The organism is Nocardioides scoriae (genome assembly GCF_900104965.1).
GTDB lineage: Bacteria > Actinomycetota > Actinomycetes > Propionibacteriales > Nocardioidaceae > Marmoricola > Marmoricola scoriae.
Window position 1 is genome coordinate 935511 of sequence record NZ_LT629757.1, and the last position, 24828, is coordinate 960338.

Here is a 24828-nt window from a genome sequence, read left to right on the forward strand (position 1 = left end):
GTATGAACACGATCCTTGCGGTGCTGCCAACACAACGCCGAAGGATTTACTGTGTCACCACTGATCTACGGGAAAGGCTTGTGACCACATGGGACGCATGACGGGAGATCCGGCGGGGCTCCACCGGGTGCTCGCGCCGGCGGGAGTGCTGCCGCAGGCCGCGGAGCGCCTGGACACCGACCCGGTGCTGCGCGACGACGAGGTGCGGGTGCGCGTGGAGCGGCTCAACCTCGACGCCGCGTCGTTCCGCCAGCTCTCGGACAAGCACGCCGGCGACGGCGCGGCGGTGCGCGCCGAGGTGCTCGACATCGTCCGCACCCGCGGCAAGATGCACAACCCCGTCACCGGCTCCGGCGGCATGCTCGTCGGCACCGTCGAGGAGGTGGGCGACGCCTCGCCGCTCGGGCTCTCCGTGGGCGACCGGGTGGCGACGCTGGTCTCGCTGACCCTCACCCCCCTGGTCCTCGAGGACGGGCTGGCGCGCTGGGACGGCCGCAGCGAGCAGGTGCCCGCCGACGGGTACGCCGTGCTCTTCGGCCGCAGCATCGCCGCACGGCTGCCCGAGGACCTCTCGCCCGAGCTGGCGCTGTCGGTCATGGACGTGTGCGGCGCGCCGGCGCTGGTCGAGCGGCAGGTGCGGCAGCGGGTCTCGACGGGCCCGACCGGCTCCTCGGGCGGGGAGGTGGGCGTGGTGGTCGTCGGCGGGGCCGGCAAGTCCGGCTCGCTGTGCCTGGCCGCCGCCCGACGGGCCGGGGCGAGCCGCACCGTCGCCGTGGTGCCGCACCGGGCCGAGGCCGAGCTGCTGGAGCCGGGAGGGATCGGCGCGGGGCTGGCCGACGCGGTCGTGGTCTGCGACGCGCGCGACCCGGTGGCGCTGCGCGACGCCGTGGCCGCGGCGGGCGGGCCGGGCGACGTCACCGTGGTCTGCGTCGACGTGCCCGGCTGCGAGGGCGGCGCCATCCTCGCGACTGCCGACGGCGGCACGGTGGTGTTCTTCTCCATGGCCACCTCCTTCAGCGCCGCGGCCCTCGGCGCTGAGGGCCTGGCCGCCGACGTGACGATGCTCGTCGGCAACGGCTACGTCCCCGGCCACGCCGACCTGGCGCTCGACCTGGTCCGCACCACGCCCGCGGTCCGGGCGCTCTTCGACAGGAGGCTCTGATGGGCAAGCTCCACCTCGACCCCCGCACGGTCGCACAGGCCCGGGAGCTCGCCGCCCGTGTCGGCCAGCCGATCGTCGACCTCGCCCGCCGCCACACCACCGTGTCGGTCGAGCGCGCCACCCTGCGTCTGGCCGGCCTGGCGGGCGCCGACCCCGACGGCACGCCCTGGGTCAACCGGCTCGCCGACGCGGTGCGCGCCGACGTCGACCTCGACCACGGCCTGGCCCTCCCGGTGTGGGACGCCCTGGCGCGCGGCGAGGCCGAGGACCTGCTGACCCTGGCCCAGAAGGCGGCCGCCGGGTCGGTCCGCTTCCGGCTGCCCGAGGGCGACGACGCGCGGACCGCACGAGCCGCCTCGCGGGCGGCCGTGGGGGAGGGCATCCGGCGGGTCGACGTACGACGCGAGGAGCGGGAGGGTCTGATCCGGGAGATCGGCGACGCGCCCCGGCAGCCGTGGATCTACCTGATCGTGGCCACCGGCGACATCTACGAGGACATCCCGCAGGCGCAGCAGGCCGCCCGCGAGGGGGCCGACGTGATCGCGGTGATCCGCTCCACCGGGCAGTCGCTGCTCGACTACGTGCCCGAGGGGGCCACCCGCGACGGGTTCGCGGGCACCTACGCCACCCAGGAGAACTTCCGCCTGATGCGGGCAGCGCTCGACGAGACCGGCCGCGAGCTGGGGCGCTACGTCCGGCTGACCAACTACGCCTCCGGGCTGTGCATGCCGGAGATCGCGGCCCTGGCGGGGCTCGAGCGCCTCGACATGATGCTCAACGACTCGATGTACGGCATCCTCTTCCGCGACATCAACCCGGTGCGGACCTTCGTCGACCAGCGCTTCAGCCGCCAGGTCCACGCCCGCGCCGGCATCATCATCAACACCGGCGAGGACAACTACCTCACCACCGCGGACGCCGTCGAGGCCGCCCACACGGTCACCACCAGCCAGCTGCTCAACGAGTTCTTCGCCCACGAGGCGGGCCTCGAGGACTGGCAGCTGGGCCTGGGCCACGCCTTCGAGATCACCCCCGAGATCCCCGACTCGTTCCGCCTGGAGCTGGCCCACGCCCTGCTGGCGCGCGAGCTGTTCCCCGACGCCCCGCTGAAGTGGATGCCGCCGACCCGCCACATGACCGGCGACGTCTTCCGGGGCTACCTGCTCGACGGCTTCTTCAACCTGGCCGGCGCGCTGACCGGCCAGGGGATCCTGCTCGTCGGGATGATGACCGAGGCGGTGGTGACGCCGTGGCTCTCCGACCGCGACCTGGCCCTGCAGAACGTGCGCTACGTGCTCGACTCGGCCGGACGCCTGGCCGAGGACTTCCACCCGGCCCCGGACGGCGTCATCGCCGAGCGGGCCCGCCACGTGCTGGGGGAGTCGATCGACCTGCTGACCCGGATCACCGAGCGCGACCGCGGCCTGCTGGACGCCATCGCCGACGGCACCTTCGGGCTGATGAAGCGGCCCGCCGACGCCGGGCGCGGCCTGGAGGGCGTCGCGGTCACCAGCGAGGCCTACTACAACCCGGCGAGCGAGATCCTCGCGGAGGGGGAGCGATGAGCGACACCGAGGACAAGCGGCTGCTGCGGCCGTACGGCGACACCACCGGCGACGGGATGGTGCAGCTGTCGTTCACGCTGCCCATGCCGCACTCCAAGGTCGCCGAGGGCGCGGCCGAGCAGCTGGCCCACAAGATGGGCATGGACCCCGCGCTGGTGGTCCACGCCAAGCCGATGGGGCCCGACTTCACCTTCTTCGTCGTCTACGGCCGGGTGCACCACCTCGTCGACCCCAGCATCGTGGAGGTCGTCGAGCGCGACTACGAGCTGCTGACCCCGAAGGAGGTCAACGCGGCCGTCAAGGAGCGGCTGCGGCGCCGGCTCGTGGTCGTGGGCGCCTGCATCGGCACCGACGCCCACACGGTCGGCATCGACGCCATCCTCAACATCAAGGGCTTCGCCGGCGAGAAGGGCCTGGAGTACTACCGCGAGCTCAAGGTGGTCAACCTCGGCGCCCAGGTCTCGGTGCCGCAGCTGGTGGAGCGGGCGGTCGCCGAGAAAGCCGACGCCGTGCTCGTCTCCCAGGTCGTCACGCAGCGCGACGCCCACCTGCTCAACACCCGCGAGATGTCCGCGGCCTTCCGCGAGGCGTTCCCGCCCGCCCGACGGCCGCTGCTGGTGGTGGGCGGTCCCCGCTTCGACGAGAAGATGGCCGGGGAGCTCGGGGTGGATCGGGTCTTCTCCCGTGGCACCACCCCGGGCGAGGTGGCCAGCTTCCTCGTCCACCGGATCGCCACGGCCCCGGCGGTGGCCTCGTGAGCGCCGCGCAGGGGGCCCGGCAGGCCGACGAGCAGCCGCAGGACCCCCGGGTCGGCACCACCGTGGTCCACCGCCGCTACGTGTCGTACGCCGAGGCGCACTACGCCGGCGACCTGGTCGACGGGGCGTGGGGGCTGGCGCTGTTCGGTGACGTGGCCACCGAGATGTGCATCCGCACCGACGGCGACGAGGGGTTGTTCGCGTCGTACGCCGAGGTGCAGTTCCGCGGCCCGGTGCGCGCCGGTGACGTGGTCGAGGCCCGCGGCGTGCTGGTGGCCGTCGGCCGGCGGTCCCGTCGCATCGACTTCGAGCTGCTGGTCGTGGCGCGCGGCGAGCAGGGCGCCAGCCGAGAGTCCGCGGCGCGGATGCTGGAGCAGCCGGTCGTGGCGACCTCGGCCACCGGCACCGTGGTCGTCCCGTGACCCGAATTACTAGACCAGATCGGCGTGTCCAGTGCGACACGCCGAGAAACTCGAGTATTTCGTGCAAACTTCCTCAGACGGGGTACGACTCGCTGACCTGCGGGTTTGTCGCGTCCGCACAGGTCAGGCGATGGTTGACACCCCCCGAGCGCCCCGGACAGGCTCCTACCAGTTTCTCCGGGCAGCACGTCCAGTCGTGCGACCGGCTGTTGCGATCTCGGGCCTCCTCGCCAAGGCGGACCCGGGTGCGCACTTGGCGGGTCGGTCGTCGCGGTGTGGACGGGAGGACGCGGGGGGGACGAGTCGACCAGTAGACAACGTTCGCGGCACTGGCATCCGGTCAGTGCGCGTGCGGTCCGAAGGTCCACGACGTTCCCCCCGTCCTGCCTCATCCGGCCAGGCGCTAGGTTGCGGGACATGAGCCCCGCCGACCCCCTCGGCCCGCACGACGGTCCCCACGGACTGGGTCGCGTCGTCGTGGTCGTCCCGACGTACAACGAGGCCCTCAACCTGGCCCCGCTGCTCGGGCGGCTCCGGGCCGCGCAGCCCGGGGTCGACGTCCTGGTCGTCGACGACGGCTCCCCGGACGGCACCGGCGGGATCGCCGACGACGTCGCCGCCGTCGACCCGGCCGTCACCGTGCTGCACCGCACCCGCAAGGAGGGTCTCGGGGCGGCGTACCTGCACGGCTTCCGGGTGGCGCTGGAGCGCGGCTACGACGTCGTGGGGGAGATGGACGCCGACGGCTCCCACCAGCCCGAGCAGCTGGAGCGGCTGCTGGCGGCCCTCGTGGACGCCGACCTGGTGATCGGGTCCCGCTGGGTCCCCGGCGGCAGCATCGTCAACTGGCCCAAGCACCGCGAGCTGCTCTCGCGGGGCGGCAACCTCTACACCCGGCTGCTGCTGGGGATGCCCGTGCGCGACGCCACGGCCGGCTACCGGCTGTTCCGCCGCGCCACGCTGGAGCGGATCCACCTCGAGGAGATCGCCTCGCTCGGCTACGTCTTCCAGGCCGACCTGGCCTTCCGGACGGTCCGGGCCGGGCTGCGCGTGCGCGAGGTGCCGATCGAGTTCGTCGAGCGGGAGCGCGGGGAGTCCAAGATGAGCGGGGCGGTGGCGACCGAGTCGCTGCGCCGGATCACCCGCTGGGGCCTGGGGGAGCGGAGCCGCCAGCTCCGGGCCGCCGTGCGCCGCCGCCGCGCCAACGCCGGTCAGAGCGACCGGGTGGCGGAACAGCCGCGACGCGCGGCTCGTTGAGCAGGGCATGAGCGACCCCCTGCGTCCCACCCGCACCCGAGGCGCGCGCACGCGCCGGTTCCCCTGGTGGCTGCTGCTGGTGGCCTTCGTGGTGGTGCCGCTGGTGGAGATCTACGTCATCGTGCAGATCGGCCAGGTCATCGGCGCCTGGTGGACGATCCTGCTGCTGGTCGCCGACAGCCTGCTCGGCTCGTGGCTGGTCAAGCGGGAGGGCGGGCGCGCCTGGGAGGCGCTGCGCGTCGCGCTGCAGCAGGGCCGGATGCCGCACAAGGAGCTGGCCGACGGCATGCTCGTCCTGATCGGTGGCCTGCTGATGCTGACCCCGGGCTTCGTGCTCGACGTGGTCGGCCTGCTGGCGATCCTCCCGGTGACGCGGCCGCTGGGCCGCCGGGCGCTCGCCGGCGTGATCGCTCGTCGGCTCACCAGCAGCGGGGGGCCCGGGATGGGCTTTCCCGTCGCCGGGTTCGGTGGCTTCCCGGGCGGTGCTGCGGGTGGTCCCGCGTCGCAGGGCCGGGCACGACGAAGCCCGGGACCAGACGACGTGGTCCCGGGCGAGGTCGTGGACTGAGGTTCCACGCAGGGCCGCTGCCAGGCAGCGGTCGAGCGGGGCTCGGCCAGCGCTCAGACGGAGGCGCGCTTCTTGCGGGCGCTGGGGCGGTGCAGGTGGGCCGGGCCGATCTCGCCGCTGCGCAGCAGGTCGAGACGCTCGGCCAGGATGTCCTCGAGCTCCTTCTCGGAGCGGCGCTCCAGGAGCATGTCCCAGTGGGTGCGGGCGGGCTTCTCGGCCTTGACCTCGGGCTCGATGCCGGAGGTGGCACGCGCCTCGGCGCCGCAGCGCGGGCACTCCCACAGCGCCGGGATGTCGGCCTCGACGGACATGGTGATCTCGAACCCGTGCCCCTGCGAGCACAGGTAGCCGACCTGCTGACGCGCGGCGAACTCGATGCCCCGCTCGTCCTCGAAGCTCTGTCCGCCGAGACGGGCTCCGCGAAGGGTGCGCTCTCCCATGGGTTCCTCCAGTCCTCTGCACCGACCGGGTCGCGGTCGCTGACTAGGTAGATCGTGTCGTGCTCGGTGGCGCGACCCACGGATTGGGGATCGCGACTGCCCATCTGGGCTCCAGGTCTCACGTGGTCCCGACGCCGGGACCCGGGCGCCCGACACCAGACCAACGAACGGCCTCGGTCCAGCATTCCCCACCTGGCCCGGAATGACACATCGGGACGGGTCGGGCGGGGGGTGGTCGAGACCACTGGTACCTCGGCACCAGACCGGGTCAGAGCGAGGACGGCACCCGGTTGCCGGCCTCGCGGATGCCGCGGGCGGGGTCGAGGCGCAGCAGGAAGAACGCGCCCAGCACGAAGAAGACGACCAGGGCGAGGATCGCCGGACGGTAGGACCCCGTGACCTGGAACACCACCCCGAAGAGCAGGGTGCCGAACCACGACGTGCCGCGCTCGGCGGCGTTGTAGAGGCTGAAGTACGCCCCTTCGCGACCGCGGGGGATGAGCAGGCTGAAGAACGAGCGCGAGAGCGCCTGGGTGCCGCCCATGACGACGCCGATGGCCACCGCGACGAGCAGGAACAGCACGACGTCCTCCCGCGGCAGGAACAAGGCGGCCACCACGATCAGCATCCAGGCGAAGGTGCCGCCCAGGATCATCCGGTAGGCCCCGTGGCGGGCGGCGAGCCGGCCGAAGAACAGGGCGCCGCCGAAGGCCACGAACTGGATCAGCAGGATGGTGGCGATCAGCACCGAGGTCGGGAAGCCCAGCTGCTTCTGGCCGTAGGTCGAGGCGGCGTAGATCACCGTCTGGATGCCGTCGTTGTAGAACAGGTAGGCCAGCAGGAACGTCAGCGTCATCGGGTAGCGGCGCATGTCGCGGAAGGTGTCGGCGAGCTGGCCGAAGCTGCGGCGCAGCACCCCGCCCTCGACCGCCACCACGTCGACCGGCGCGTGGTTGCGCAGCCGCACGAACGGGATGATCGTGAAGCCCGCCCACCACACGGCCGCCGAGAGCAGCGAGAGCCGGACCGCCAGCTCGGTGTCGATGCCGAAGGTCCCGGGCAGCAGCACCAGCACCAGGTTGAGGAGCAGCAGCACGCCGCCCCCGAGGTAGCCGAACGCCCAGCCCCGCGAGGACACGGCGTCGCGCTCCTCCTCGGTCGAGATGTCGGCGAGCATGGCGTAGTAGCTGACCATCGCGCAGCCGGCGAGCACGCTGCTCATCACGACCGCGACGGCCCCCAGCTGCCAGTTGTCGCCCTCCATGAAGAACAGCAGCGACGCGAAGGCGGCCCCGGCCCAGGCGAACGCCGCCATGTGGACCTTCTTGCGCCCGGAGCGGTCCACCCAGGCGCCCACGACCGGCAGCACGAACGCGCCCGCGATGGTGGCGAAGCTGGTGAGGTAGCTGGGCAGCGACCCCGCCGCGAGGTGCAGGCCGAGGACGCTCACGGTGCGGCTGCAGGTCTCGTCGGCGTCGGTGCAGCCGGCGGCCCGGCCCGCCACCGTGATCATGTAGGGGCCGAACAGCACGCTGAGCACGGTCGTGTAGTAGGCCGAGTTGGCCCAGTCGTACCAGTTCCACGCCTTCTGCTGCCGGCGTCGGTCGAGGGGGGAGAGGTCGGCGATGCCGATCGGGGCGCGGGCGCTCATGCGGGGTCCTTCCAGAGTCCTCGCCGGACCAGGACGTCCTTGAGGACGTCGGTCCGGTCGGTGATCAGGCCGTCCACCCCGAGGTCGACCAGCTCCTCCATCTCGTCGGGCTCGTCGACGGTCCACACGTGCACCTGGGCGCGGGCGGCGTGGGCGCGACGCACGAGCGCGGCGGTGACGACGGGCACCGGCCCGCGGCGGTGGGGCACCTGGAGGGCCGCCACCTTCCCGCGGGTCAGCAGCCGGCTGACGCGGCCCGAGGGCGAGCCAACGAACAGCGCGACCTCCTGCGGCGAGGCCGAGGTGGCGACGCGCCCGCGGCTGAGCCGGCGGAAGCGGTCGAGCCGGGACTGGGAGAACGAGCCGATGCACACCCGGTCGTGGCTGGCGGTGCGGTCGACGAGCGCGGCCAGGGGCGCGACCGACGCGGCCGACTTGAGGTCGATGTTGAAGCGGGCCTCGGGCAGCTCCTCGAGCAGCTCGGCCATGGTGGGCACGGCGTGCGCCCCGGCGATCCGGGCCAGGGCGACGTCCTGGGCGCTGAGCAGCGAGAGCCGGCCCTGCCGGTCGGTGACGCGGTCGAGGACGGCGTCGTGGAAGGCCAGCAGGGTGCCGTCGGTGGTGGCGTGCACGTCGGTCTCGAGGTAGCGGTAGCCGAGGGCGGCCGCGTGGCGGAACGCGTGCAGCGTGTTCTCGGCACCCGGCAGCTCGGGATGGCGGGCACCGCCCCGGTGGGCCATGGCGATGAGGGAGCCACCGGCCCGGCCCTCGTCGAGGTAGGCGAAGCCCGTGCGCGGCGCGGCGGTCACAGGGGAAGTATGGGGCGGCACCCCGCCATCGTCCTCCCGACCCGCGGGTGCGGACATCCGCCGGCGTACTCAGGTGGTGGTGACCCGGCCGTCCTCGACGTGCCAGCGCTGGTCGAGGCGCACGTGGTCGAGCAGGCGGCGGTCGTGGGTGACGAGGACCAGCGCGCCGTCGTACGACTCCAGGGCCTGCTCGAGCTGCTCGATGGCGGGCAGGTCGAGGTGGTTGGTGGGCTCGTCGAGCACCAGCAGGTTGACGCCGCGGGCCTGGAGCAGGGCCATCGCGGCACGGGTGCGCTCGCCGGGCGAGAGCCGCCCCACCTGGCTGGTCACCTGGTCGGCCTTGAGGCCGAACTTGGCGAGCAGGGTGCGCAGCTCGGCCGGGGGCGTGGTGGGCAGGGCGACCTCGAACGCGTCGCCGAGCGAGAGCTGCTCGTCGAGACCTGTGCGCGCCTGGTCGATCTCGCCGACGGCGACCGAGGCGCCGAGGCCGGCGCGACCCGTCGTCGGCTCGAGGCGCTCGAGCAGCAGGCGCAGCAGCGTGGTCTTGCCGGCGCCGTTGGGCCCGGTGACGCCGATCCTGGATCCGGCGTCGACCTGCAGGGTGGCGGGGCCGAACTCGAAGTCGCCCAGCCGGGCCGTGGCCGCGTCGAGGACGGCCACCACCGAGCTCGACCGCGGCGCCCGGCCGATGGTGAAGCGCAGCTCCCACTCCTTGCGGGGCTCCTCCACCTCCTCCAGGCGGGCGATGCGCGACTCCATCTGCCGGACCTTCTGGGCCTGCTTCTCCGAGGACTCGACGCTGGCCTTGCGGCGGATCTTGTCGTTGTCCGGGGCCTTCCTCATGGCGTTGCGCACGCCCTGGCTGCTCCACTCGCGCTGCACCCGGGCCCGGTTGACCAGGTCGGCCTTCTTGTCGGCGAACTCGTCGTACTGCTCGCGGGCGTGGCGGCGCGCCACCGCCCGCTCCTCGAGGAAGGCGTCGTAGCCGCCGTCGTGGACCGCGACCCGGTGCTGGGCCAGGTCGAGCTCGACGACCCGCGTCACCACGCGGGAGAGGAACTCGCGGTCGTGGGAGACCAGCACGACGCCCGAGCGCAGTCCGCGCACGAACGCCTCCAGCCGCTCCAGGCCCGCCAGGTCGAGGTCGTTGGTCGGCTCGTCGAGCAGCATCAGGTCGAAGCGGCTCAGCAGCAGCGCCGCCAGCGCCGCGCGAGCGGCCTGGCCGCCGGACAGCGACGTCATCAGCGCGTCGGCCCCGACGTCGAGGCCCAGGTCGGCCATCACCGGTGGCAGCCGCTCGTCGAGGTCGGGGGCACCGCTGGCCAGCCAGTGGTCGAGGGCCAGCGCGTAGGCGTCTCCGGCCTGCGCCGACTCGTCGCCCTCCCCGAGCACCGCGGCCGCCGCCTCCATCGCGTCGGTGGCGGCGGTCGCGCCGGTCCGGCGGCCGACGTACGCCAGGACGGTCTCGCCGGCCACGCGCTCGTGCTCCTGCGGCAGCCACCCGACGAACGCGTCCTGGGGCGCGGTCACGACCGAGCCCTGGAGCGGCTCCAGGTCGCCCGCGAGGAGCCGCAGCAGCGTCGACTTCCCCGCCCCGTTGGCCCCCACCACGCCGACCACGTCCCCCGGCGCGACGGTCAGGTCGAGCGACTCGAACAGCGTGCGGTGAGCGTGGCCGCCCGCGAGGTCCTTGGCGACGAGGTGAGCGCTCACCGGGTGAGCGTAGGGCGGGGGTGGGGGTGCGTGGGTGGTGGGGCGCCGTGGGGCCGAGGTCGCGATGGGGCGCGGTCGTGGTGGGGCCGGCGTGCCGGGGGCGGGTGGGCGGCGGCGGGTGGGACGTCGTGCGAGGTGGTCGCGCTGGCGGCCGGGCCGGATGACGTCCCGGTGGGTGTCGTACGAGGTGGCTGCTCTGGCGGCTGGTCCGCATGACGTCCTGGTGGGGGTCGAACGAGGTGATCGCCCTGGTCGTGGCTGGGCGGCTTGTCGTGTGGGTTCCGCGTCAGCCCGTGGCTCGGATCCCACACGACGCCGGGGTGAGGATCGGGGAGCTGTCGATCACCTGGGGCGGGACGTCGTACGACGTGGCCGTCCTGGCAACCAGGTCGCATGACGTCCCGGTGGGTGTCGTGCAAGGTGGTTGCCCTGGCGGCTGGTCCGCATGACGTCCCGGCGGGTGTCGTACGAGGTTGCTGCTCTGGCGGCCGGTCCGCATGACGTCCTGGTGGGTGTCGTGCGAGGTGGTCGCTCTAGCGGCCGGGCCAGATGACGTCCCGGCGGGTGTCGTACGACGTGGTCGCCCTGGTCGCCCTGGTGGTGGCCGGGCGGCACGTCGTGTGGGTTCCGCGTCAGCCCGTGGCTCGGATCCCACACGACGAGGCCGAGGTGGGGATTGGGGAGTCCTGCTGTCACCAGGTGGCAGCAGGACTCCCCGTTGACGTGTGCTCGACCCAGCGTGGTCCGACGCCGTACGACGTCCCGGCGGGGTCGTCACCACCCGATCCGGCGCAGCACCTCCCGGGCGGTGTCAGTCGCCGCCTCGTCGGCGTGCCGGGCTACGAGGCGGGTACGCACGACATCGGGGGCGACGACCAGGCGACACGTCACCAGGGGCATCCCCACCGCGGCCGTGACCTGTCGCAGCTCGGCGTGCGTCTCCACGACGCCGGAGAGGACGAGCCGGTGAGCACCCGCCCGGACGAAGCTCGCAGCCAGCGGCGCGAGGTTCTCGACCGTGAGCCGGGAGCCGGACGGGTCGTCGGGCGGCGGCCGCCGTGGACCTGCCTGCGCCCACGGCGCCGTCTCGGAGCAGGGCGCGGGGCCGGTGCCGGTGCCGGTGCCGGTGCGCGACGCCTCAGAAGTCGGAGAAGACCTCGATCGAGGCGCCGAGCTCGTTGAGGCGCTCGGCGAGGCCTTCGTACCCCCGGTGGATGACGTACGTCGACCGCAGCACCGAGGTGCCCTTCGAGGCGAGCATGGCCAGCAGGATGACCACGGCCGGTCGCAGCGCGGGGGGACAGACGACCTCGGTGCCCGACCAGCGGGTCGGGCCCTCGATCATCACGCGGTGGGGGTCCATGAGGGTGACCTTGCCGCCGAGCTTGTTGAGCTCGGTGAGGTAGATGGCGCGGTTCTCGTAGACCCAGTCGTGCAGCATCGTCTGGCCCTGCGCGACGGCCGCGATGACGGCGAAGAACGGCAGGTTGTCGATGTTGAGGCCGGGGAACGGCATCGGGTGGATCTTGTCCAGCGGCGCGTGCAGGACCGAGTGCAGCGTGGTGAGGTCGGCCAGGCGGGTGCGGCCGTTGGCCGCGACGTACTCCTCGGAGAGGGAGTAGCGGAAGCCCATCTCCTCCAGCACGGACAGCTCGATCTCGAGGAACTCGATCGGCACCCGCTTCACGGTGATCTCGGAGTCGGTGACGATCGCGGCCGCGAGCAGCGACATCGCCTCGATCGGGTCCTCGCTGGGGGAGTAGTCGACGTCGACGTCGATCTCGGTGCAGCCGGTGACGCTCAGCGTGGTGGTGCCGATGCCCTCGATGCGGACGCCGAGCTTCTGCAGGTAGAAGCACAGGTCCTGGACCATGTAGTTGGAGCTGGCGTTGCGGATGATCGTCGTGGAGTCGCACAGCGCGGCGGCCATGAGGGCGTTCTCGGTGACGGTGTCGCCACGCTCGGTCAGCACGATCGGGCGCCGCGGGGTGATGCCGGGGGAGACGTTGGCGTGGTAGCTGCCCTCGGTGGCCTTCACCTGCAGGCCGAAGGGCCGCAGCGCGGTCATGTGCGGCTCCACGGTGCGGGTGCCGAGGGAGCAGCCGCCGGCGTACGGCAGCTCGAAGTCGCTCATCCGGTGCATCAGCGGGCCGAGGAACATGATGATCGAGCGGGTACGCCGCGCGGCGACCTCGTCGATCGACTCCAGGCTCAGGGTGGCCGGCGGCACGATCTCGAGGTCGTTGTCCTCGTTGAGCCAGCGGGTCTTCACGCCGAGGCTGTCGAGCACCTCGAGCAGGCGGTTGACCTCCTCGATGCGGGCCACGCGGCGCAGGGTGGTGCGACCACGGTTGAGCAGCGACGCGCACAGCAGCGCGACACCGGCGTTCTTGGAGGTCTTGACCTCGATGGAGCCGCTCAGCGTGGTCGGGCCCTGCACGCGCAGGTGGGTGGGGCCCTGGCCCAGGCTCATCAGCGGCTGGTCGAGGGCCTCGCCGATGCGGGCCAGCATGTCGAGGGTGAGGTTCTGGTGTCCTCGCTCGATGCGGTTGACCGCGCTCTGGCTGGTGCCGAGCTCCGCGGCCAGCTGCTGCTGCGTCCAGCCGCGGTGCTTGCGCGCGTCGCGGATGAGAGTGCCGATGCGTCCCAGGTAGTCCTCAGTCACGACCGGCACGCTATCTCAGATATGAGATAGGACCCGCACGCCACGACCGTGCGTGTCGTCCGGATCACGACGCAACCGCCACGAAGTGGACTGCGGCAACGACATGTGACACGTCAACCACCTCGCCCCTAGAATCGTCGATGAGGGGAGTACCTCACCAAGTCGCACCCGGTCAGTACGGGGTCCCACGACCCCCCGGCTGCGAGCCCGGCCCCACGGGGGCGGGTGAGGGAGACCTCAGGCCATGTCACACCTGACCTGACGGAGACCCCTCCATGCTGCTCCCGCACGCTGCTGCCACCTCCGGTGGCGGCCTCGAGACCATCGGCACCCCCACCCTGTGGGCGGTCACCCTCGGTGCCGTCGTGGCGCTCCTCGCGCTCGACTTCGTCCTCACCCGCAAGCCCCACGCCGTCTCCATGAAGGAGGCGGTCGGCTGGTCGGTGTTCTACGTCGCGCTGCCACTCACCTTCGGCGCCTGGATCTGGTCGCAGTACGGCCAGGGCACGGGCGTGGAGTACCTCACCGGCTACCTCGTCGAGAAGTCGCTCAGCGTCGACAACCTGTTCGTCTTCATGCTGCTGCTGACCGCCTTCGCGGTGCCCAAGGAGCTCCAGCAGCGGGTGCTGCTCTACGGCATCATCGGCGCGCTCGTGCTGCGCGGCATCTTCATCGCGCTCGGAGCCGCCGCCCTCAACAGCTTCGACGCGGCCTTCCTCGTCTTCGGCGCCATCCTGCTGATCACCGGCATCAAGCTGCTCAAGGACGCGCTGTCCGACGAGGAGCACGAGATGGACGTCGACCAGATCAAGAGCGTCAGGTTCGTGCGCCGCTTCATGCCGGTGACCAAGGACTACGAGGGTCCGAGGATGTTCGGCCGCATCGACGGCAAGCGCGCGCTGACGCCCTTCGCGCTGGTGACCATCGCGGTGCTCGCCACCGACATCGTCTTCGCGGTCGACTCGGTGCCGGCGGTCTACGGCATCACCGGCGACCCCTACCTCGTCTTCGCCACCAACGCCTTCGCGCTGCTGGGCCTGCGGGCGCTCTACTTCGTCCTCGAGGCGGCGCTGAGCAAGCTGGTCCACCTGTCCTTCGGCCTCGCGGCGATCCTGTTCTTCATCGGCGCCAAGCTGGTCCTGCACTGGGGCCACCTCACCTGGCCGTCCGTCCCGGAGATCCCGACCGTCGCCTCGCTGGTCGTCATCGTCGGCATCCTGGCGCTGACCACCGCCACCAGCCTGGTCGCCTCCAAGCGGGCCGAGGAGCGCGCCGCCCAGGACGAGGCCGCCGGGTCGGGGTCCTCCGAGGGGCGTCGCGACGACGCCCCGGTCGCCTGACCAGCAGCCGGGCCCAGCCGTCCGCGTCCCCCGGGCAACCGCCCGGGGGACAGGATGTGCCCATGGATCCTGGGGAGGACGCGGCCGGGCTGGTGCTCGGTCCGCTGCTGAGGCACGTCGACCACACCGAGGCCGCCCTGTGGGTGGAGACCGACCGTGCCTGCACGGTACGGGTCCGCTCGGGCGGCGGGGCGTGGGAGGCGGCGACCTTCGGCGTGCACGGCCACCACTACGCGCTGGTGGAGGTCACCGACCTCGAGCCCGGCACCGTCACGGCGTACGACGTGGAGCTGGTCGTCGGCGAGGCGGTCACCCGCGTGTGGCCGCCCGAGCGCCACGCCGCCACCGGGCCGAGCGAGACCTCCGACGACGCCGAGCAGGACCTCGACCTGCCGCCCTCGGTGATCAGCACCCTCAAGCCGGGCAAGCCACCGCGGATCGCCTTCGGGTCCTGCCGCACCAGCGTGAGCCACGACCACGAGGGCAACGACACCCACGGCGTCGACTCCATGCGCGCCTACGCGCTGGCCATGGCCGGGCTGACCTCCGGCGAGCGGCTGCCGTGGCCCGACCTGGTCGTCTTCCTCGGCGACCAGGTGTACGCCGACGAGACGACCGAGGCGATGCGGGAGTTCATCTCCGCGCGGCGCGACATCGACGAGCCGCCGGGCGCCGAGCTGAAGGACTTCGAGGAGTACGCCCACCTCTACCGGCTGGCCTGGAGCGACCCCGCCAACCGCTGGCTGCTCTCGACTCTGCCGAGCCAGATGATCTTCGACGACCACGACGTCCGCGACGACTGGAACACCTCCCACGCCTGGCGCCGGCAGATGGAGGCCACCGAGTGGTGGCACGGCCGCATCGTCGCCGGGCTCGCGTCGTACTGGGTCTACCAGCACGTCGGCAACCTCTCCCGCTCCGAGCGGGCCGACGACGAGATCTGGCGCCGGGTCGCCGCGCACGACGGCCCCGGGGAGCTCGACCTGACCGAGACCCTCGACGCCTTCGCCGACCGCGTCGACCAGCAGCCGCAGACCTACCGCTGGAGCTACGCCCGCGAGATCGGCGGCAGCCGGCTGGTCGTGGTCGACTCGCGCGCCGCGCGGGTGCTCGAGGCCGACGACCGCCAGCTGCTCGACGAGTCCGAGATGGCCTGGCTCGACGCGCAGCTGACCGGCGACGTCGACCACCTGTTCATCGGCACCTCGCTGCCCTACCTGCTGCCGCCCGGCCTGCAGCACCTCGAGGCCTTCAGCGAGGCACTGGCCGGCGGTGCGTGGGGCGAGCGCGGCGCCCGCGGTGGCGAGAAGATCCGCCAGGTCGTCGACCTCGAGCACTGGGGAGCCTTCCAGGAGTCCTTCCGACGGGTCGCCGAGATGGTCGTCCAGGTCGCCTCGGGGCAGCGGGGGAGGGCGCCGCACTCGGTGACCTTCCTGTCCGGCGACGTGCACCACAGCTACGTCTCCGAGGTCACCCGGCTCCACCGCAGCGACGCCCGCCAGCTCCAGAGCCGGGTGCTGCAGCTGGTCTGCTCGCCGATCCGCAACCCGCTGCCGCGCTCGATGCGCTACGCCACCGCCGTGCTGTCGTACGGCGTGGCCGGCGTCCTCGGCCGGATCGCCGCTCGCTCGGCCCACGTGCACTCGCCGCCGTTCCGGTGGGAGCGGCTGCGCGGCCCCTGGTTCGACAACAACCTCGCCACGGCCGAGGTGACGCAGGACGGGCTGTTCCTGTGGTGGGCCAAGGGCGAGGTCCGCGACGGGCAGGAGCACCTGCCGGTGCTGACGCGGGTCTGCGAGGTGACCCTGGAGGCGGGCGCACCCGCCGAGCGGCGTACCCCCGTCGGCTAGGTTCGCAGGCATGAGTGGCATGAGTGAGGACCAGCTGCAGCCCGAGGACAGCCTCGACGACCGCGGCACCGAGGACGTGCTCGACGAGGGCTACAGCCCGCCCGAGCGCGAGACCGACCACCTCAAGCACCCGGAGGGTGGCGAGACGCTCGAGGAGCGCCTCGACGACGAGGAGCCCGAGGTCTGGGAGACCGCCGAGGCCGAGGCCCAGGCGGGTCCCGACGACGTGCTCGACGGCGACGTCGGCGGGGAGATCGGCGCCGAGCGCACCGGTCGCCTGGTGGCGCCCGACGAGGGTGCCCACGAGGACGTCGACCAGGAGATGTTCGCCGAGGACGAGGGCATCGACGGCGCCGGCGCCAGCGCCGAGGAAGCCGCGATGCACACCATCGACGACTGAGCACGAGCAGCACCACCCCGCGCGCGGGTACTCAGGTCCACCTGGGTACCCGCGCGCTGCACGTCCGGGCCGCCTCCGACCAGGCTGGACCCATGACCCGCACCGTGAGCACCCCCTCGACCACGACCGCCTTCCACGCCCAGGCCGGCATCGCCTTCGCCGTCGCCCTGGCCGCCGTCACCCTCGGCATCTGGAACCTCCCCGTCGGCGCCTGGGAGCGGGCGTTCCTGGCGCTCGGCACGATGTTCCTGGTGACCTCGACCTTCACCCTGGCCAAGTGCGTGCGCGACGCTCAGGAGACCTCGCAGGTGGTCCACCGCCTCGACCAGGCGCGGGTCGACAAGATCCTTGCCGAGCACGACCCCTTCGCCTCGCCCGTCTGAGGCGTTTCCGCGCCCCGGCCCGGGGAACAGGACCCGGCGTGAAGACACGAGAGATCGGCAACGACACCGTCGGACGCGTCGAGGTGGGGGCCGTCGGGCTCGGCCTGATGACCTTCGACCAGGACGGGGCCCACCCGCGCCAGCAGCTGCTCGACACCGTCACGGCGGCCCTCGACGCCGGCGTCACCCTGTTCGACACCGCCGACGCCTACGGCTTCGGCGACGACGGGGCCGACGCCATGGGCCAGAACGAGCGCCTCGTGGCCGGCCTGCTCGACGAGCTCGGCGTGCGCGACCGGGTGGTGCTGGCCACCAAGGCCGGCCACGTCCGCACCGAGGGCGGCGGCTGGGGCCTGGACGGCTCGCGCGAGCACCTCGTCTCCGCCGTCGACGCCAGCCTCGCGCGCCTCGGCGTCGACCAGATCGCGCTGTGGCAGCACCACCGCCCCGACCCCGACGTGCCCTACGAGCAGGTGCTGGAGTCGCTGCGCGAGGTCCACGAGTCCGGCAAGGTGCGCATGGTCGGGCTCTCCAACGCCGACCCGGCGCAGATCCGGCTGGCCCACTCGGTGCTGGGGGATGCGCTGGTCAGCGTGCAGAACCAGTTCAGCCCCGCCTTCCGCTCCAGCCGGCCCGAGATCGACGTGTGCGAGGAGCTCGGCCTGGCGTTCCTGCCGTGGAGCCCGCTGGGCGGCCTCGGCGACGCGAAGAGCCTGGCCGAGAAGCACCCCGCCTTCGCCGAGATCGCCGAGGCCCGGGGCGCCAGCGCCCAGCAGGTCGCGCTGGCCTGGGAGCTGGCGCAGTCGCCCGTCGTGATCCCCATCCCCGGGGCCAAGCGGCCCACCTCGATCACCGACTCGGCCGCGGCCGCCGACCTCGAGCTCACGCCCGAGGAGCTCGCGCGGCTCGACGCCGACTGAGCCGGGGGATCAGCCCCGACCGAACAGCTGCACCCAGTAGGTGCGGTAGGGGCTGCCCGGCACCTCGGCCAGGCCGACGCCGAGGTCGCGGGCTCCGGCGGCCATGATGTTGCGGCAGTGCCCGTCCGAGTCGAGCCAGCCCTGCACCACGTCGGCCGGGGTGCGGTAGCCCGCGGCGATGTTCTCGCCACTCGCCGTCGTGTAGCCGGCTGCGCGGGCACGGTCCCAGGGAGAGCGTCCGTCGAGCGAGGTGTGCGAGAAGTAGGCCTGCTCGCCCATGTCGCGGGCGTGGTCGCGGCTGGCCAGGGTGAGGCGCGGCTCGGCCCGCAGGGCCCCCACCGCGGGGTACGCCGTGCCGCCGCACTGCCGCGCCACCGAGCGGGCCTCGTTGACCAGGCGCAGGACCTCGGCCTCGGGGGCGCTCATGGTGCCGTCGGGCGCGGGGGCCGCCGTCGGGCTGGCCGTCGGGCTGGGCGTCGGGCTGGGGGTTGGGCTGGGGGTCGGGGTCGGCGTCGGGGCGGGCGCTCCCGCCCCGGGGGGCACCGGGGTGGGGCTCGGGAACGGGCTGGGCGTCGGGCTGGTCGTCGGGCTGGGCGTCGGGCTGGGGACCGGCGTCGTCGCGGTGACGCTGACGACGAACGGTCGCGGTGCGGTGGTCGTCCAGCGGGCACGCCGGGTCGGGCGGACCACGACGCGCAGCGAGCCCTCGGTGGGCTCGGCGGTCGGCACGTCGAGGGCCACCGCGCCGCTGCGGCTGCTGGTGGCCCGGTCGACGGTGGTCCAGGAGGCGCTGCCCTCGCGGGACTGCAGCGCGACCAGCCGCCCGGCGCGCGCGGAGCCGCGCAGCGACAGCCGGAGCGCGTGGTCCACGTCCTGGGCCAGGTCGAGACGGTCGGTGCTCCACCCCGACACCGTGGTGCGGACCTGCCCGCCGGCCTCGGCCGGCGCCGCGACCAGGGTGAGGCTGGTCGCGGCGCCGGTGCCCGCGAGGGCCAGGGCCGACAGCGTGAGTCCGAGGTGGCGGCGGCGGGGGAGAGCGCTCATGCCTCCGAGGATGCCAGGAATCCCCCCAAAACGGACAAGAACCCGGGGGGAGCGGTGTCTAGGACACGTCGGTCTCGAGCAGCTCGCGCAGGTGCTGGTCGACCTCGTCGAGGTAGGTCTGCTCGAAGCCGAAGAGGCCGAAGTGGCCGGCGATGCTGTGCAGCACCCGCAGCTCGGCCCCGGGTGTCAGCTGCTGCTCGGCCTCGCAGTCGCGGGGCGGGAAGAACATGTCCTCGTCGATCGGCATCACGAACACCTTGGCGGTGACCCGGCCCAGGGCGGCGGCGAGGTCGCCGTCGGTGTGGCGGGCCACGTCGCCGCGCTGCCACTTCCAGCCCATCGAGAGCAGGGCGTTGGGGTCCATCATCCCGAACAGCAGCCGGGTGAAGTGCTGCTGGAACTCCTCGAAGGTCGTCCACCCGAGGCCCTCGACGACCGGCGGGATGCCCTTCCAGAACCCGCTGCGCCAGAACTCCGTCGACAGGCCCATGATCGCCCAGATGTCGGCGTGTCGGGCGAGGCCGGCGGCCACGTCGGTGTGCGCGGCGTACTCCCCGCCGTTCCAGCCCGGGTCGGAGGTGATCGCGTCCATCAGGGTCTGGGTGAACAGGAAGTCGTGCGGCGTGTTCTGGGCGGTGCCCGCGATCGGGGCGGCGCGCAGCACCCGGTCGGGGTAGCGCACGGCCCACTCCCAGGTCTGCTGGGCGCCCATGGACCCGCCGACGACGAGCGCGAGCCGCTCGATCCCGAAGTGCTCGCGCAGCAGCTGCTCCTGGGCGCGGACGTCGTCGCCGATGCGCACCTGGGGGAACCGCGACATCGCGATGCTGGTGTCGGTGGTGGTGTGCGGCGAGGTGGAGAGCCCGTTGCCGATCTGGTTGACCACGACGATGAAGTACCGCTCGGGGTCCAGCGCGCGGCCGGGTCCGAGGTAGACCTGCCACCAGGTCGCGTGGGTGCCGGAGAACCAGGTGGGGACCAGGATCGCGTTGTCCTTGGCCTCGCTCAGGGTGCCGTACGTCGCCACGGCGAGCTCCAGGTCCTCGATCACCCCGCCCTCCTCCAGCTCGAAGCGACCGAGGGAGACCAGGTCGTAGGCGCCCTGCATCTCGGCGGAGTAGAACGGGTTCTCGAGCGGCACGACGTCCTCCGGCGGATCGTGGTGTGACCCGCGCCACACCTGGCGCCGAGACTAGCCGCGCGGCCTCGCCCGCACGAGGCCCCGCCTGCGACGCTGGCGCCATGAGCGACCCCCGCGCCGCCGACCACGCCGACGCCCTGACCAGGGCCGCCCTGGGAGTGCCGCTGGCACGCCACCTCGGGGCCGAGCTGGTCGACCCCGACGACCCGGCGGCCGGCGTGCGCTGGACCGTGGGGGAGAACGCCGACAACCTCATCGGCAGCGCCCACGCGGCGGCGGTGTACGCCGTCGCGGAGCTGGCCGGCTTCGTGGCCGTCGCCCAGCACCTGGCTCCCGACGAGCACGCCGTCACGGTGGCGCAGTCGGCGCAGCTGGTCCGCGCCGCGCCGGTCGGCGCGACGGTGGTGGCGGTGGCGACGCTGGTGCGTCGTGGGCGGCGCACGGCGCACCTGACCGTCGAGGTCACGCTGGACGACGACGTGGTGGCGACGTACCAGCTGACCAAGGCCGTGCTGGGGCCTCGCTGACCGGCGCGGGACACCGCGTCGAGGGGCCCCCAGGGGTCGAGGCGCGGCCGTCGGGTCGCGGCGCAGCAGCAGCTGAAGATCGCCCAGTGGGCGATCCCGGCCATCACCGGCGTGCTCGTCGTCATGGGCGCCGTCCAGGGCGAGCAGCAGCGTCCCTCGCAGCAGCTCGTCGGTCGCCTGCGCCGCAGCTGACCGACCCGGCGGTCGACGTGGCACCCACGTCGTCGTCCACCGAGGCGTCACCATGGTCGGGACCCGGTCGTGGTGGCGCCTCGCATCGTGCACGTGTCGCCGATAAGCGACATTATGTCAACTTGTGTCGATCGGGGGTGCCCGAACTCCTCCCTCGCTCGTCGGACCGCGCCTGGCGCACCGGCTGCCGCAGGATGGTCCGCCGCCTCGCAGGTGGGGTGCGCCGCACGTCGCTGAGGTAGACCTCGTGGTGGCGACCCGTCAGCCGCAGGCCGTGGCGCGGGACGAACTCGTGGTGCAGCTGCGCCAGCACGTCGGCCTCGTCGTCGAACGACCCGACGTGCAGCGTCTGGACGCAGCGTCCCTCGGACAGCGTCCGGTGCTCGAGGTCGTCGAGCCGCGACGGGCGCGCCCGGTGGGCCACCCGGGCCATGGCCTGGTCCACGTCGCTGGCGCCGAGCCAGTCCGGGACCATCAGCAGCAGCGTCCAGCTCCACTGGGACTTGTCGCGACGGCTGGTGAACGCCTCCATGTCCTCGGCCCACCACAGGCCCTCCAGTGGCGGGACCACGTAGTCGCGACCCCGCCCCTTGCTGGCGAGCTTCAGGGCGTACGCCACCGGGTAGGGCGCCAAGAGCGCCTCGGCGAAGGCCTCCCCGGCGGGGTCGCCGTGCCCGTCGAGCGCCAGGTAGGACAGGTCGGGCACGTCGAGCAGCCGGAGCTCGCCCACCCGGGCCCGGAACGGGTCCAGGGTCCGCTTCAGGTCCACCTTGTCGTTCACGCCCGGTCCCCCTCCCGTGCGGCCAGGATCAGCCGCGTCGAGTGCTCGAGGTGGCGGCGCACGGCCGGCTCCCCCTCGACCTGCACCTGCGCCAGGTAGTCGTCGTGCTCGGCGACCAGCCGCGCCACGTCGTACGCCGGGCGCACGTGGACCAGCAGGAGCAGCATCTCGGCGTGCAGCCGGTCGTGGGCCTCGGTGACCCGCGGGCTGCCGGCCGCCGCGACCAGGGCGGCGTGGACGGCCGCGTGGGCCGCCGCCACCGCCGGCCAGTCGTCGGCCGGCTCCCCCGCCATCGCCGCGACGGCCGCCCGCGCCGGCGCCAGCACCCGATCGGGCCAGCGGGTGCCGTGCTGCACGCGGAGCAGCCGCACGGCCTCGACCTCGAGGGCGCCGCGGAGCTGCTGCAGCGCCACCACGTCGGCGTCGGCGAAGCTGGTGACGCGGACCCCGCGGAAGGCCTCGGCGACGGCGAGCCGCTCGGCCACCAGGCCCGCCAGCGCGGCGCGGACGGTGTGGCGCGAGTGGCCGGTGCGCGCCGCCAGGTCCTCCTCGCGCAGCGGCGCCCCGGGAGCGAGCTCGCCGCGCAGCACCTCCACCCGCAGCGCCGCGGTCAGCCCCGCCGCCGCGCTCACGTGCGGCTCCCCGTCGTGGGGGTGAGAGGGCGCTCGGGCGCCCCCTGGCCCTCACGACCCCGACCGGTGAGCACGGCCAGGCCCGCCGCCAGCACCAGCAGTCCCAGCCCGGTCGCGACCCCCAGCCGCTCCCCCAGCACGCCGACGCCGAGCAGGGTGGCGCACAGCGGCTCGGCCAGGGTCAGCGTCGCCACGGTCGTGGCCGGCAGCCGGGCCAGGCCCCAGCCGAAGAGCAGGTAGGCGACCGTCGTGGTCACCACGCCGAGCCACAGCACGAGCAGCAGGCCGTCGCGCCCGAGCAGCCAGGTCGGCCCCGTGGCCAGCAGCAGCGGCAGCGCGACGACGGCCGCGAGCCCGAACATCGCCCCCATGGTGGCCCCGGAGGCCCAGCCCCGGTCGAGCAGCTCCTTGCCGGTCAGCGCGTAGACGGCGTACGACGCGCCGGCGCCGACCGACCACAGCACCCCCGCCCCGGCGACGTCGCCACCGCTGCCGAGCGCCCCGCCCGCGCCGCCGACGAGGGCGACCCCGACCAGGGCCAGCGCGGTGGCCAGCAGCCACTGCGACCCGGGCACGCGGCGTCGCAGCAGCGCGTCGCCCAGTCCGGTGACGACGGGCGCCGAGCCCAGCGCCACGACCGTGCCGACGGCGACGCCGTTGTCGGCCGTGCCGGCGAAGAACGTCGGCTGGTAGGCCAGCACGCCCAGTGCGCCGACACCCACCAGCGCGGTGGTCGGCACGCGTGCGAGCGCACCGCGGGTGGGCTCCTCCCCCGCGCCCGACGGCGGCCCCGTGGTGGTCGACCGGGGACCGAGCCGCCACCAGCCGGCGAGCAGGGCGCCCCCCAGCAGCACCCGCGCGAGCCCGACGGCCAGCGGCGAGGCGCCGACGTCCGCCAGCTCCTGGGCGGTGCCGGTCGTGGCGAAGCACAGGGCCGCCAGCAGGACGGCGAGGACGGCACGCACCCCTGGATTGTTGCACAATCCGAGGAGCTACTCCCCGACCTGGCCGTCGATCGACTCGCGGACCAGGTCGGCGTGGCCGTTGTGCCGGCAGTACTCCTCGACCAGGTGGACCACGATCCAGCGCAGCCGGAGCCCCTCGAGCCGACCGGGCCGGGCGGCCGGCGCGTCGAGGCCGTCGGGGCCCGCGAGGGCGTCGGCGACCACCTGGCGGGAGCGGGCCACGGCGGCGTCGAGCAGGGCCTCCACCGCGGCCGGGCCGTCGTCGGCCGCGCTGTGCCAGTCCCAGTCGGGGTCGGCGTCCCAGTCGGCCGACGCCCACGGCTCGGGCGCGTCGCGTCCGGCGAAGACCTGGGTCGTCCACCAGTCCTCGACGTAGGCCAGGTGCTTGGCCATCCCGCCCAGCGTGATCCCGGACGGCGCCAGCCGCTGGTCGCGCTGGGCCGCGGTGAGCCCCGCCGTCTTCATCCGGAAGATCGTCCGGTGGAACTCCAGGAAGCCGAGCAGCACCTCGGCCTCGGACCCGCCCGCGGGCGGGTCGGTGCGCGGGTCCGGCACGTCGGCGGTCACCCTCCGACCCCGGTCGTCGCCCGGCGTGGGGCCGGCACCCGCTCCCAGTGGCGGCACGGCCTGGCCGAGGTGCGGCGCACGCCGGCACACGTCGGCCAGCGGTCGGGCGGGCCGAGCTCGTCGGTGTGGACGTCGCGGACCAGCTGGTCGCGCACGAGCGTGAAGGAGGTGGTCACCACCCCACAGTCGCAGTCCGCCCCCGTCGTGGCCAGGCGTCGGACCAGCGCGGTGGCGGGCGGCACCCGGACCTCGACGAAGCGCCCGGCCCACCGCAGGGTGCCGTCGCACCCGAGCTCGTCGACCGCGCGGGCCACGAAGCACAGCGCGCACTCCCCCTCCTGCGGGTCGAGGCCGGGCCCCGCCGCGGGCCCCGCCGCGGGCCCCGCCGCGGGGTCGGTCGTGGGGCCTGTTGTGGGGCCCGTGGTCGGGTCGGTCACCGCAGGCCCAGCCGCTCGGCGAGCGCCAGCGTGGTGCGCCAGTTGCGCAGCGTCAGCGACCCGTAGACCGGCGTGCCGATGACCTGGCCCACCCGGCTGCGGGTGGCCAGGGCCGAGACCCGCCGGTGGTAGAAGGCGTGCTGCCCGTAGGTCACGACGTCGACGTCGGGGTGCTCGGGCACGCAGGGCCGCACGTCGTCGGCGCCGACGCCCATGTAGAACCCGACCAGGTAGCGGTAGGTGTCGTCGTCCTCGCCGAACCCCGCCGGCGCCTCGTCGAGCACCGCGGCACACGTCGTCGGGTCGAGCGCGAGCGCCCGGACCACCGCGGAGTCGAGGGAGAACACGGTCGGCAGCAGCTCCTCGACCACCGCCTCCACCTCGCTCGCCGGCAGGGGCGACTCCAGCACCACGTTGCCCGAGGCGATGTAGGTGCTGACCTGCTCGAAGTGCGCGGACAGGTGGTGGCGCAGGTCGGCCATGGGGACCTTGTTGCGGCCCCCGACGTTGATGCCGCGGAGCAGCACGGCGTAGCGCATGGCCGCAGGCTAGACCCGGCCACCGACAGCCGCCCGGACGTGCCGCGGACGTGGCCCTGATCACCACCGTGCCCCGGCGCCGTGGTGCGGAGCCGGCCCG

At 73.4% G+C, this 24828-nt stretch carries 25 protein-coding genes; 12 read left to right on the plus strand and 13 right to left on the minus strand.

Annotated features, from left to right (window positions below; genetic code table 11):
* Positions 1–97 precede the first annotated feature (97 nt).
* The 6 genes from kdd (at position 98) to BLU55_RS04530 (ending at position 5732) form a co-directional block, all read left to right on the plus strand.
* On the plus strand, positions 98–1162 hold the full coding sequence (kdd, locus tag BLU55_RS04505) for an L-erythro-3,5-diaminohexanoate dehydrogenase (protein ID WP_091726572.1): 1065 nt from the start codon (positions 98–100) through the stop codon (positions 1160–1162).
* A complete protein-coding gene (gene kamD / locus BLU55_RS04510) occupies positions 1162–2727 on the plus strand; it encodes a lysine 5,6-aminomutase subunit alpha (RefSeq protein ID WP_091726575.1) in 1566 nt (521 codons plus the stop codon). Before kdd ends, kamD begins: the two co-directional genes overlap by 1 nt.
* Positions 2724–3485 (plus strand): lysine 5,6-aminomutase subunit beta, encoded by a 762-nt coding sequence (gene kamE / locus BLU55_RS04515; protein ID WP_091726578.1) that lies wholly within the window; start codon positions 2724–2726, stop codon positions 3483–3485. The genes kamD and kamE overlap by 4 nt, the downstream gene beginning before the upstream one ends.
* Positions 3482–3907, plus strand: a complete 426-nt coding sequence (gene kal, locus BLU55_RS04520) for a 3-aminobutyryl-CoA ammonia lyase (RefSeq protein ID WP_091726580.1) — start codon at positions 3482–3484, stop codon at positions 3905–3907. Before kamE ends, kal begins: the two co-directional genes overlap by 4 nt.
* 417 nt (positions 3908–4324) lie before the next feature.
* On the plus strand, positions 4325–5164 hold the full coding sequence (locus BLU55_RS04525; protein WP_091726584.1) for a polyprenol monophosphomannose synthase: 840 nt from the start codon (positions 4325–4327) through the stop codon (positions 5162–5164).
* Between the two features lie 7 nt (positions 5165–5171).
* On the plus strand, positions 5172–5732 hold the full coding sequence (locus BLU55_RS04530) for an FxsA family protein (RefSeq protein ID WP_091726586.1): 561 nt from the start codon (positions 5172–5174) through the stop codon (positions 5730–5732).
* A gap of 53 nt (positions 5733–5785) precedes the next feature.
* On the opposite strand, the gene BLU55_RS04535 is transcribed toward BLU55_RS04530, so the two are convergent.
* From BLU55_RS04535 to BLU55_RS04560, 5 genes are all read right to left on the minus strand, one after another.
* Positions 5786–6172 carry an RNA polymerase-binding protein RbpA gene (locus tag BLU55_RS04535; RefSeq protein ID WP_091726590.1) on the minus strand — a complete coding sequence of 129 codons (387 nt, stop codon included), beginning with the start codon at positions 6170–6172 and terminating at the stop codon, positions 5786–5788.
* Positions 6173–6440: 268 nt separating this feature from the next.
* Entirely contained in the window at positions 6441–7823 is a 1383-nt protein-coding gene (locus BLU55_RS04540) for an MFS transporter (RefSeq protein WP_091726593.1), read from the minus strand.
* A complete protein-coding gene (locus BLU55_RS04545; protein WP_231917045.1) occupies positions 7820–8632 on the minus strand; it encodes a glycerophosphodiester phosphodiesterase in 813 nt (270 codons plus the stop codon). Before BLU55_RS04545 ends, BLU55_RS04540 begins: the two co-directional genes overlap by 4 nt.
* Positions 8633–8701: 69 nt before the next feature.
* Complete coding sequence (locus BLU55_RS04550) at positions 8702–10345, minus strand: ABC-F family ATP-binding cassette domain-containing protein (protein ID WP_091726597.1); 1644 nt, start codon at positions 10343–10345, stop codon at positions 8702–8704.
* 1138 nt (positions 10346–11483) lie between these two features.
* Complete coding sequence (locus BLU55_RS04560; RefSeq protein ID WP_091733402.1) at positions 11484–13010, minus strand: helix-turn-helix domain-containing protein; 1527 nt, start codon at positions 13008–13010, stop codon at positions 11484–11486.
* 275 nt (positions 13011–13285) lie between these two features.
* Here BLU55_RS04560 and BLU55_RS04565 point away from each other — a divergent pair, with 275 nt between their 5' ends.
* From BLU55_RS04565 to BLU55_RS04585, 5 genes are all read left to right on the plus strand, one after another.
* Positions 13286–14350 (plus strand): TerC family protein, encoded by a 1065-nt coding sequence (locus BLU55_RS04565; protein WP_091726602.1) that lies wholly within the window; start codon positions 13286–13288, stop codon positions 14348–14350.
* A gap of 62 nt (positions 14351–14412) precedes the next feature.
* Positions 14413–16200: an alkaline phosphatase D family protein gene (locus BLU55_RS04570; RefSeq protein WP_091726605.1), complete on the plus strand. Its 1788-nt coding sequence runs from the start codon at positions 14413–14415 to the stop codon at positions 16198–16200.
* Positions 16201–16210: 10 nt separating this feature from the next.
* Positions 16211–16600, plus strand: coding sequence for a DUF5709 domain-containing protein (locus BLU55_RS04575; RefSeq protein ID WP_172833863.1), 390 nt, complete (start codon positions 16211–16213; stop codon positions 16598–16600).
* 92 nt (positions 16601–16692) lie between these two features.
* On the plus strand, positions 16693–16983 hold the full coding sequence (locus BLU55_RS04580; protein WP_091726610.1) for a YiaA/YiaB family inner membrane protein: 291 nt from the start codon (positions 16693–16695) through the stop codon (positions 16981–16983).
* A 38-nt stretch (positions 16984–17021) separates the two neighbouring features.
* Entirely contained in the window at positions 17022–17903 is an 882-nt protein-coding gene (locus BLU55_RS04585; protein ID WP_172833864.1) for an aldo/keto reductase, read from the plus strand.
* Positions 17904–17912: 9 nt separating this feature from the next.
* Here BLU55_RS04585 and BLU55_RS04590 read toward each other — a convergent pair whose 3' ends face one another.
* Both BLU55_RS04590 and BLU55_RS04595 read right to left on the minus strand, forming a co-directional pair.
* Positions 17913–18947, minus strand: coding sequence for a CAP domain-containing protein (locus tag BLU55_RS04590; protein WP_091726613.1), 1035 nt, complete (start codon positions 18945–18947; stop codon positions 17913–17915).
* A 58-nt stretch (positions 18948–19005) separates the two neighbouring features.
* Complete coding sequence (locus tag BLU55_RS04595; RefSeq protein ID WP_231917046.1) at positions 19006–20088, minus strand: alpha/beta fold hydrolase; 1083 nt, start codon at positions 20086–20088, stop codon at positions 19006–19008.
* Positions 20089–20189: 101 nt separating this feature from the next.
* Here BLU55_RS04595 and BLU55_RS04600 point away from each other — a divergent pair, with 101 nt between their 5' ends.
* The gene (locus BLU55_RS04600; RefSeq protein WP_091726615.1) at positions 20190–20615 is read left to right on the plus strand and encodes a PaaI family thioesterase; all 426 of its coding nucleotides are present in this window, start codon (positions 20190–20192) and stop codon (positions 20613–20615) included.
* A 304-nt stretch (positions 20616–20919) separates the two neighbouring features.
* Here BLU55_RS04600 and BLU55_RS04605 read toward each other — a convergent pair whose 3' ends face one another.
* From BLU55_RS04605 to BLU55_RS04630, 6 genes are all read right to left on the minus strand, one after another.
* The gene (locus BLU55_RS04605) at positions 20920–21588 is read right to left on the minus strand and encodes a GyrI-like domain-containing protein (RefSeq protein ID WP_091726618.1); all 669 of its coding nucleotides are present in this window, start codon (positions 21586–21588) and stop codon (positions 20920–20922) included.
* On the minus strand, positions 21585–22220 hold the full coding sequence (locus tag BLU55_RS04610; protein ID WP_091726620.1) for a GntR family transcriptional regulator: 636 nt from the start codon (positions 22218–22220) through the stop codon (positions 21585–21587). Before BLU55_RS04610 ends, BLU55_RS04605 begins: the two co-directional genes overlap by 4 nt.
* Entirely contained in the window at positions 22217–23185 is a 969-nt protein-coding gene (locus BLU55_RS04615; protein WP_091726623.1) for a DMT family transporter, read from the minus strand. The genes BLU55_RS04610 and BLU55_RS04615 overlap by 4 nt, the downstream gene beginning before the upstream one ends.
* Before the next feature lie 27 nt (positions 23186–23212).
* The gene (locus tag BLU55_RS04620; RefSeq protein ID WP_091726625.1) at positions 23213–23752 is read right to left on the minus strand and encodes a DinB family protein; all 540 of its coding nucleotides are present in this window, start codon (positions 23750–23752) and stop codon (positions 23213–23215) included.
* Positions 23749–24066: a DUF2695 domain-containing protein gene (locus tag BLU55_RS19345; protein ID WP_157682730.1), complete on the minus strand. Its 318-nt coding sequence runs from the start codon at positions 24064–24066 to the stop codon at positions 23749–23751. Before BLU55_RS19345 ends, BLU55_RS04620 begins: the two co-directional genes overlap by 4 nt.
* A 119-nt stretch (positions 24067–24185) precedes the next feature.
* On the minus strand, positions 24186–24728 hold the full coding sequence (locus tag BLU55_RS04630) for a DUF1697 domain-containing protein (protein WP_091726628.1): 543 nt from the start codon (positions 24726–24728) through the stop codon (positions 24186–24188).
* Positions 24729–24828: the final 100 nt, after the last annotated feature.

Excerpts from the sequence above, each read along its gene's own strand:
- kdd (WP_091726572.1), top strand. The coding sequence starts at position 98 with ATGACGGGAGATCCGGCGGGGCTCCACCGGGTGCTCGCGCCGGCGGGA.
- kamD (WP_091726575.1), top strand. The coding sequence starts at position 1,162 with ATGGGCAAGCTCCACCTCGACCCCCGCACGGTCGCACAGGCCCGGGAG.
- kamE (WP_091726578.1), top strand. The coding sequence starts at position 2,724 with ATGAGCGACACCGAGGACAAGCGGCTGCTGCGGCCGTACGGCGACACC.
- BLU55_RS04525 (WP_091726584.1), top strand. The coding sequence starts at position 4,325 with ATGAGCCCCGCCGACCCCCTCGGCCCGCACGACGGTCCCCACGGACTG.
- BLU55_RS04530 (WP_091726586.1), top strand. The coding sequence starts at position 5,172 with ATGAGCGACCCCCTGCGTCCCACCCGCACCCGAGGCGCGCGCACGCGC.
- BLU55_RS04535 (WP_091726590.1), bottom strand. The coding sequence starts at position 6,172 with ATGGGAGAGCGCACCCTTCGCGGAGCCCGTCTCGGCGGACAGAGCTTC.
- BLU55_RS04540 (WP_091726593.1), bottom strand. The coding sequence starts at position 7,823 with ATGAGCGCCCGCGCCCCGATCGGCATCGCCGACCTCTCCCCCCTCGAC.
- BLU55_RS04565 (WP_091726602.1), top strand. The coding sequence starts at position 13,286 with ATGCTGCTCCCGCACGCTGCTGCCACCTCCGGTGGCGGCCTCGAGACC.
- BLU55_RS04570 (WP_091726605.1), top strand. The coding sequence starts at position 14,413 with ATGGATCCTGGGGAGGACGCGGCCGGGCTGGTGCTCGGTCCGCTGCTG.
- BLU55_RS04575 (WP_172833863.1), top strand. The coding sequence starts at position 16,211 with ATGAGTGGCATGAGTGAGGACCAGCTGCAGCCCGAGGACAGCCTCGAC.
- BLU55_RS04580 (WP_091726610.1), top strand. The coding sequence starts at position 16,693 with ATGACCCGCACCGTGAGCACCCCCTCGACCACGACCGCCTTCCACGCC.
- BLU55_RS04590 (WP_091726613.1), bottom strand. The coding sequence starts at position 18,947 with ATGAGCGCTCTCCCCCGCCGCCGCCACCTCGGACTCACGCTGTCGGCC.
- BLU55_RS04600 (WP_091726615.1), top strand. The coding sequence starts at position 20,190 with ATGAGCGACCCCCGCGCCGCCGACCACGCCGACGCCCTGACCAGGGCC.
- BLU55_RS04630 (WP_091726628.1), bottom strand. The coding sequence starts at position 24,728 with ATGCGCTACGCCGTGCTGCTCCGCGGCATCAACGTCGGGGGCCGCAAC.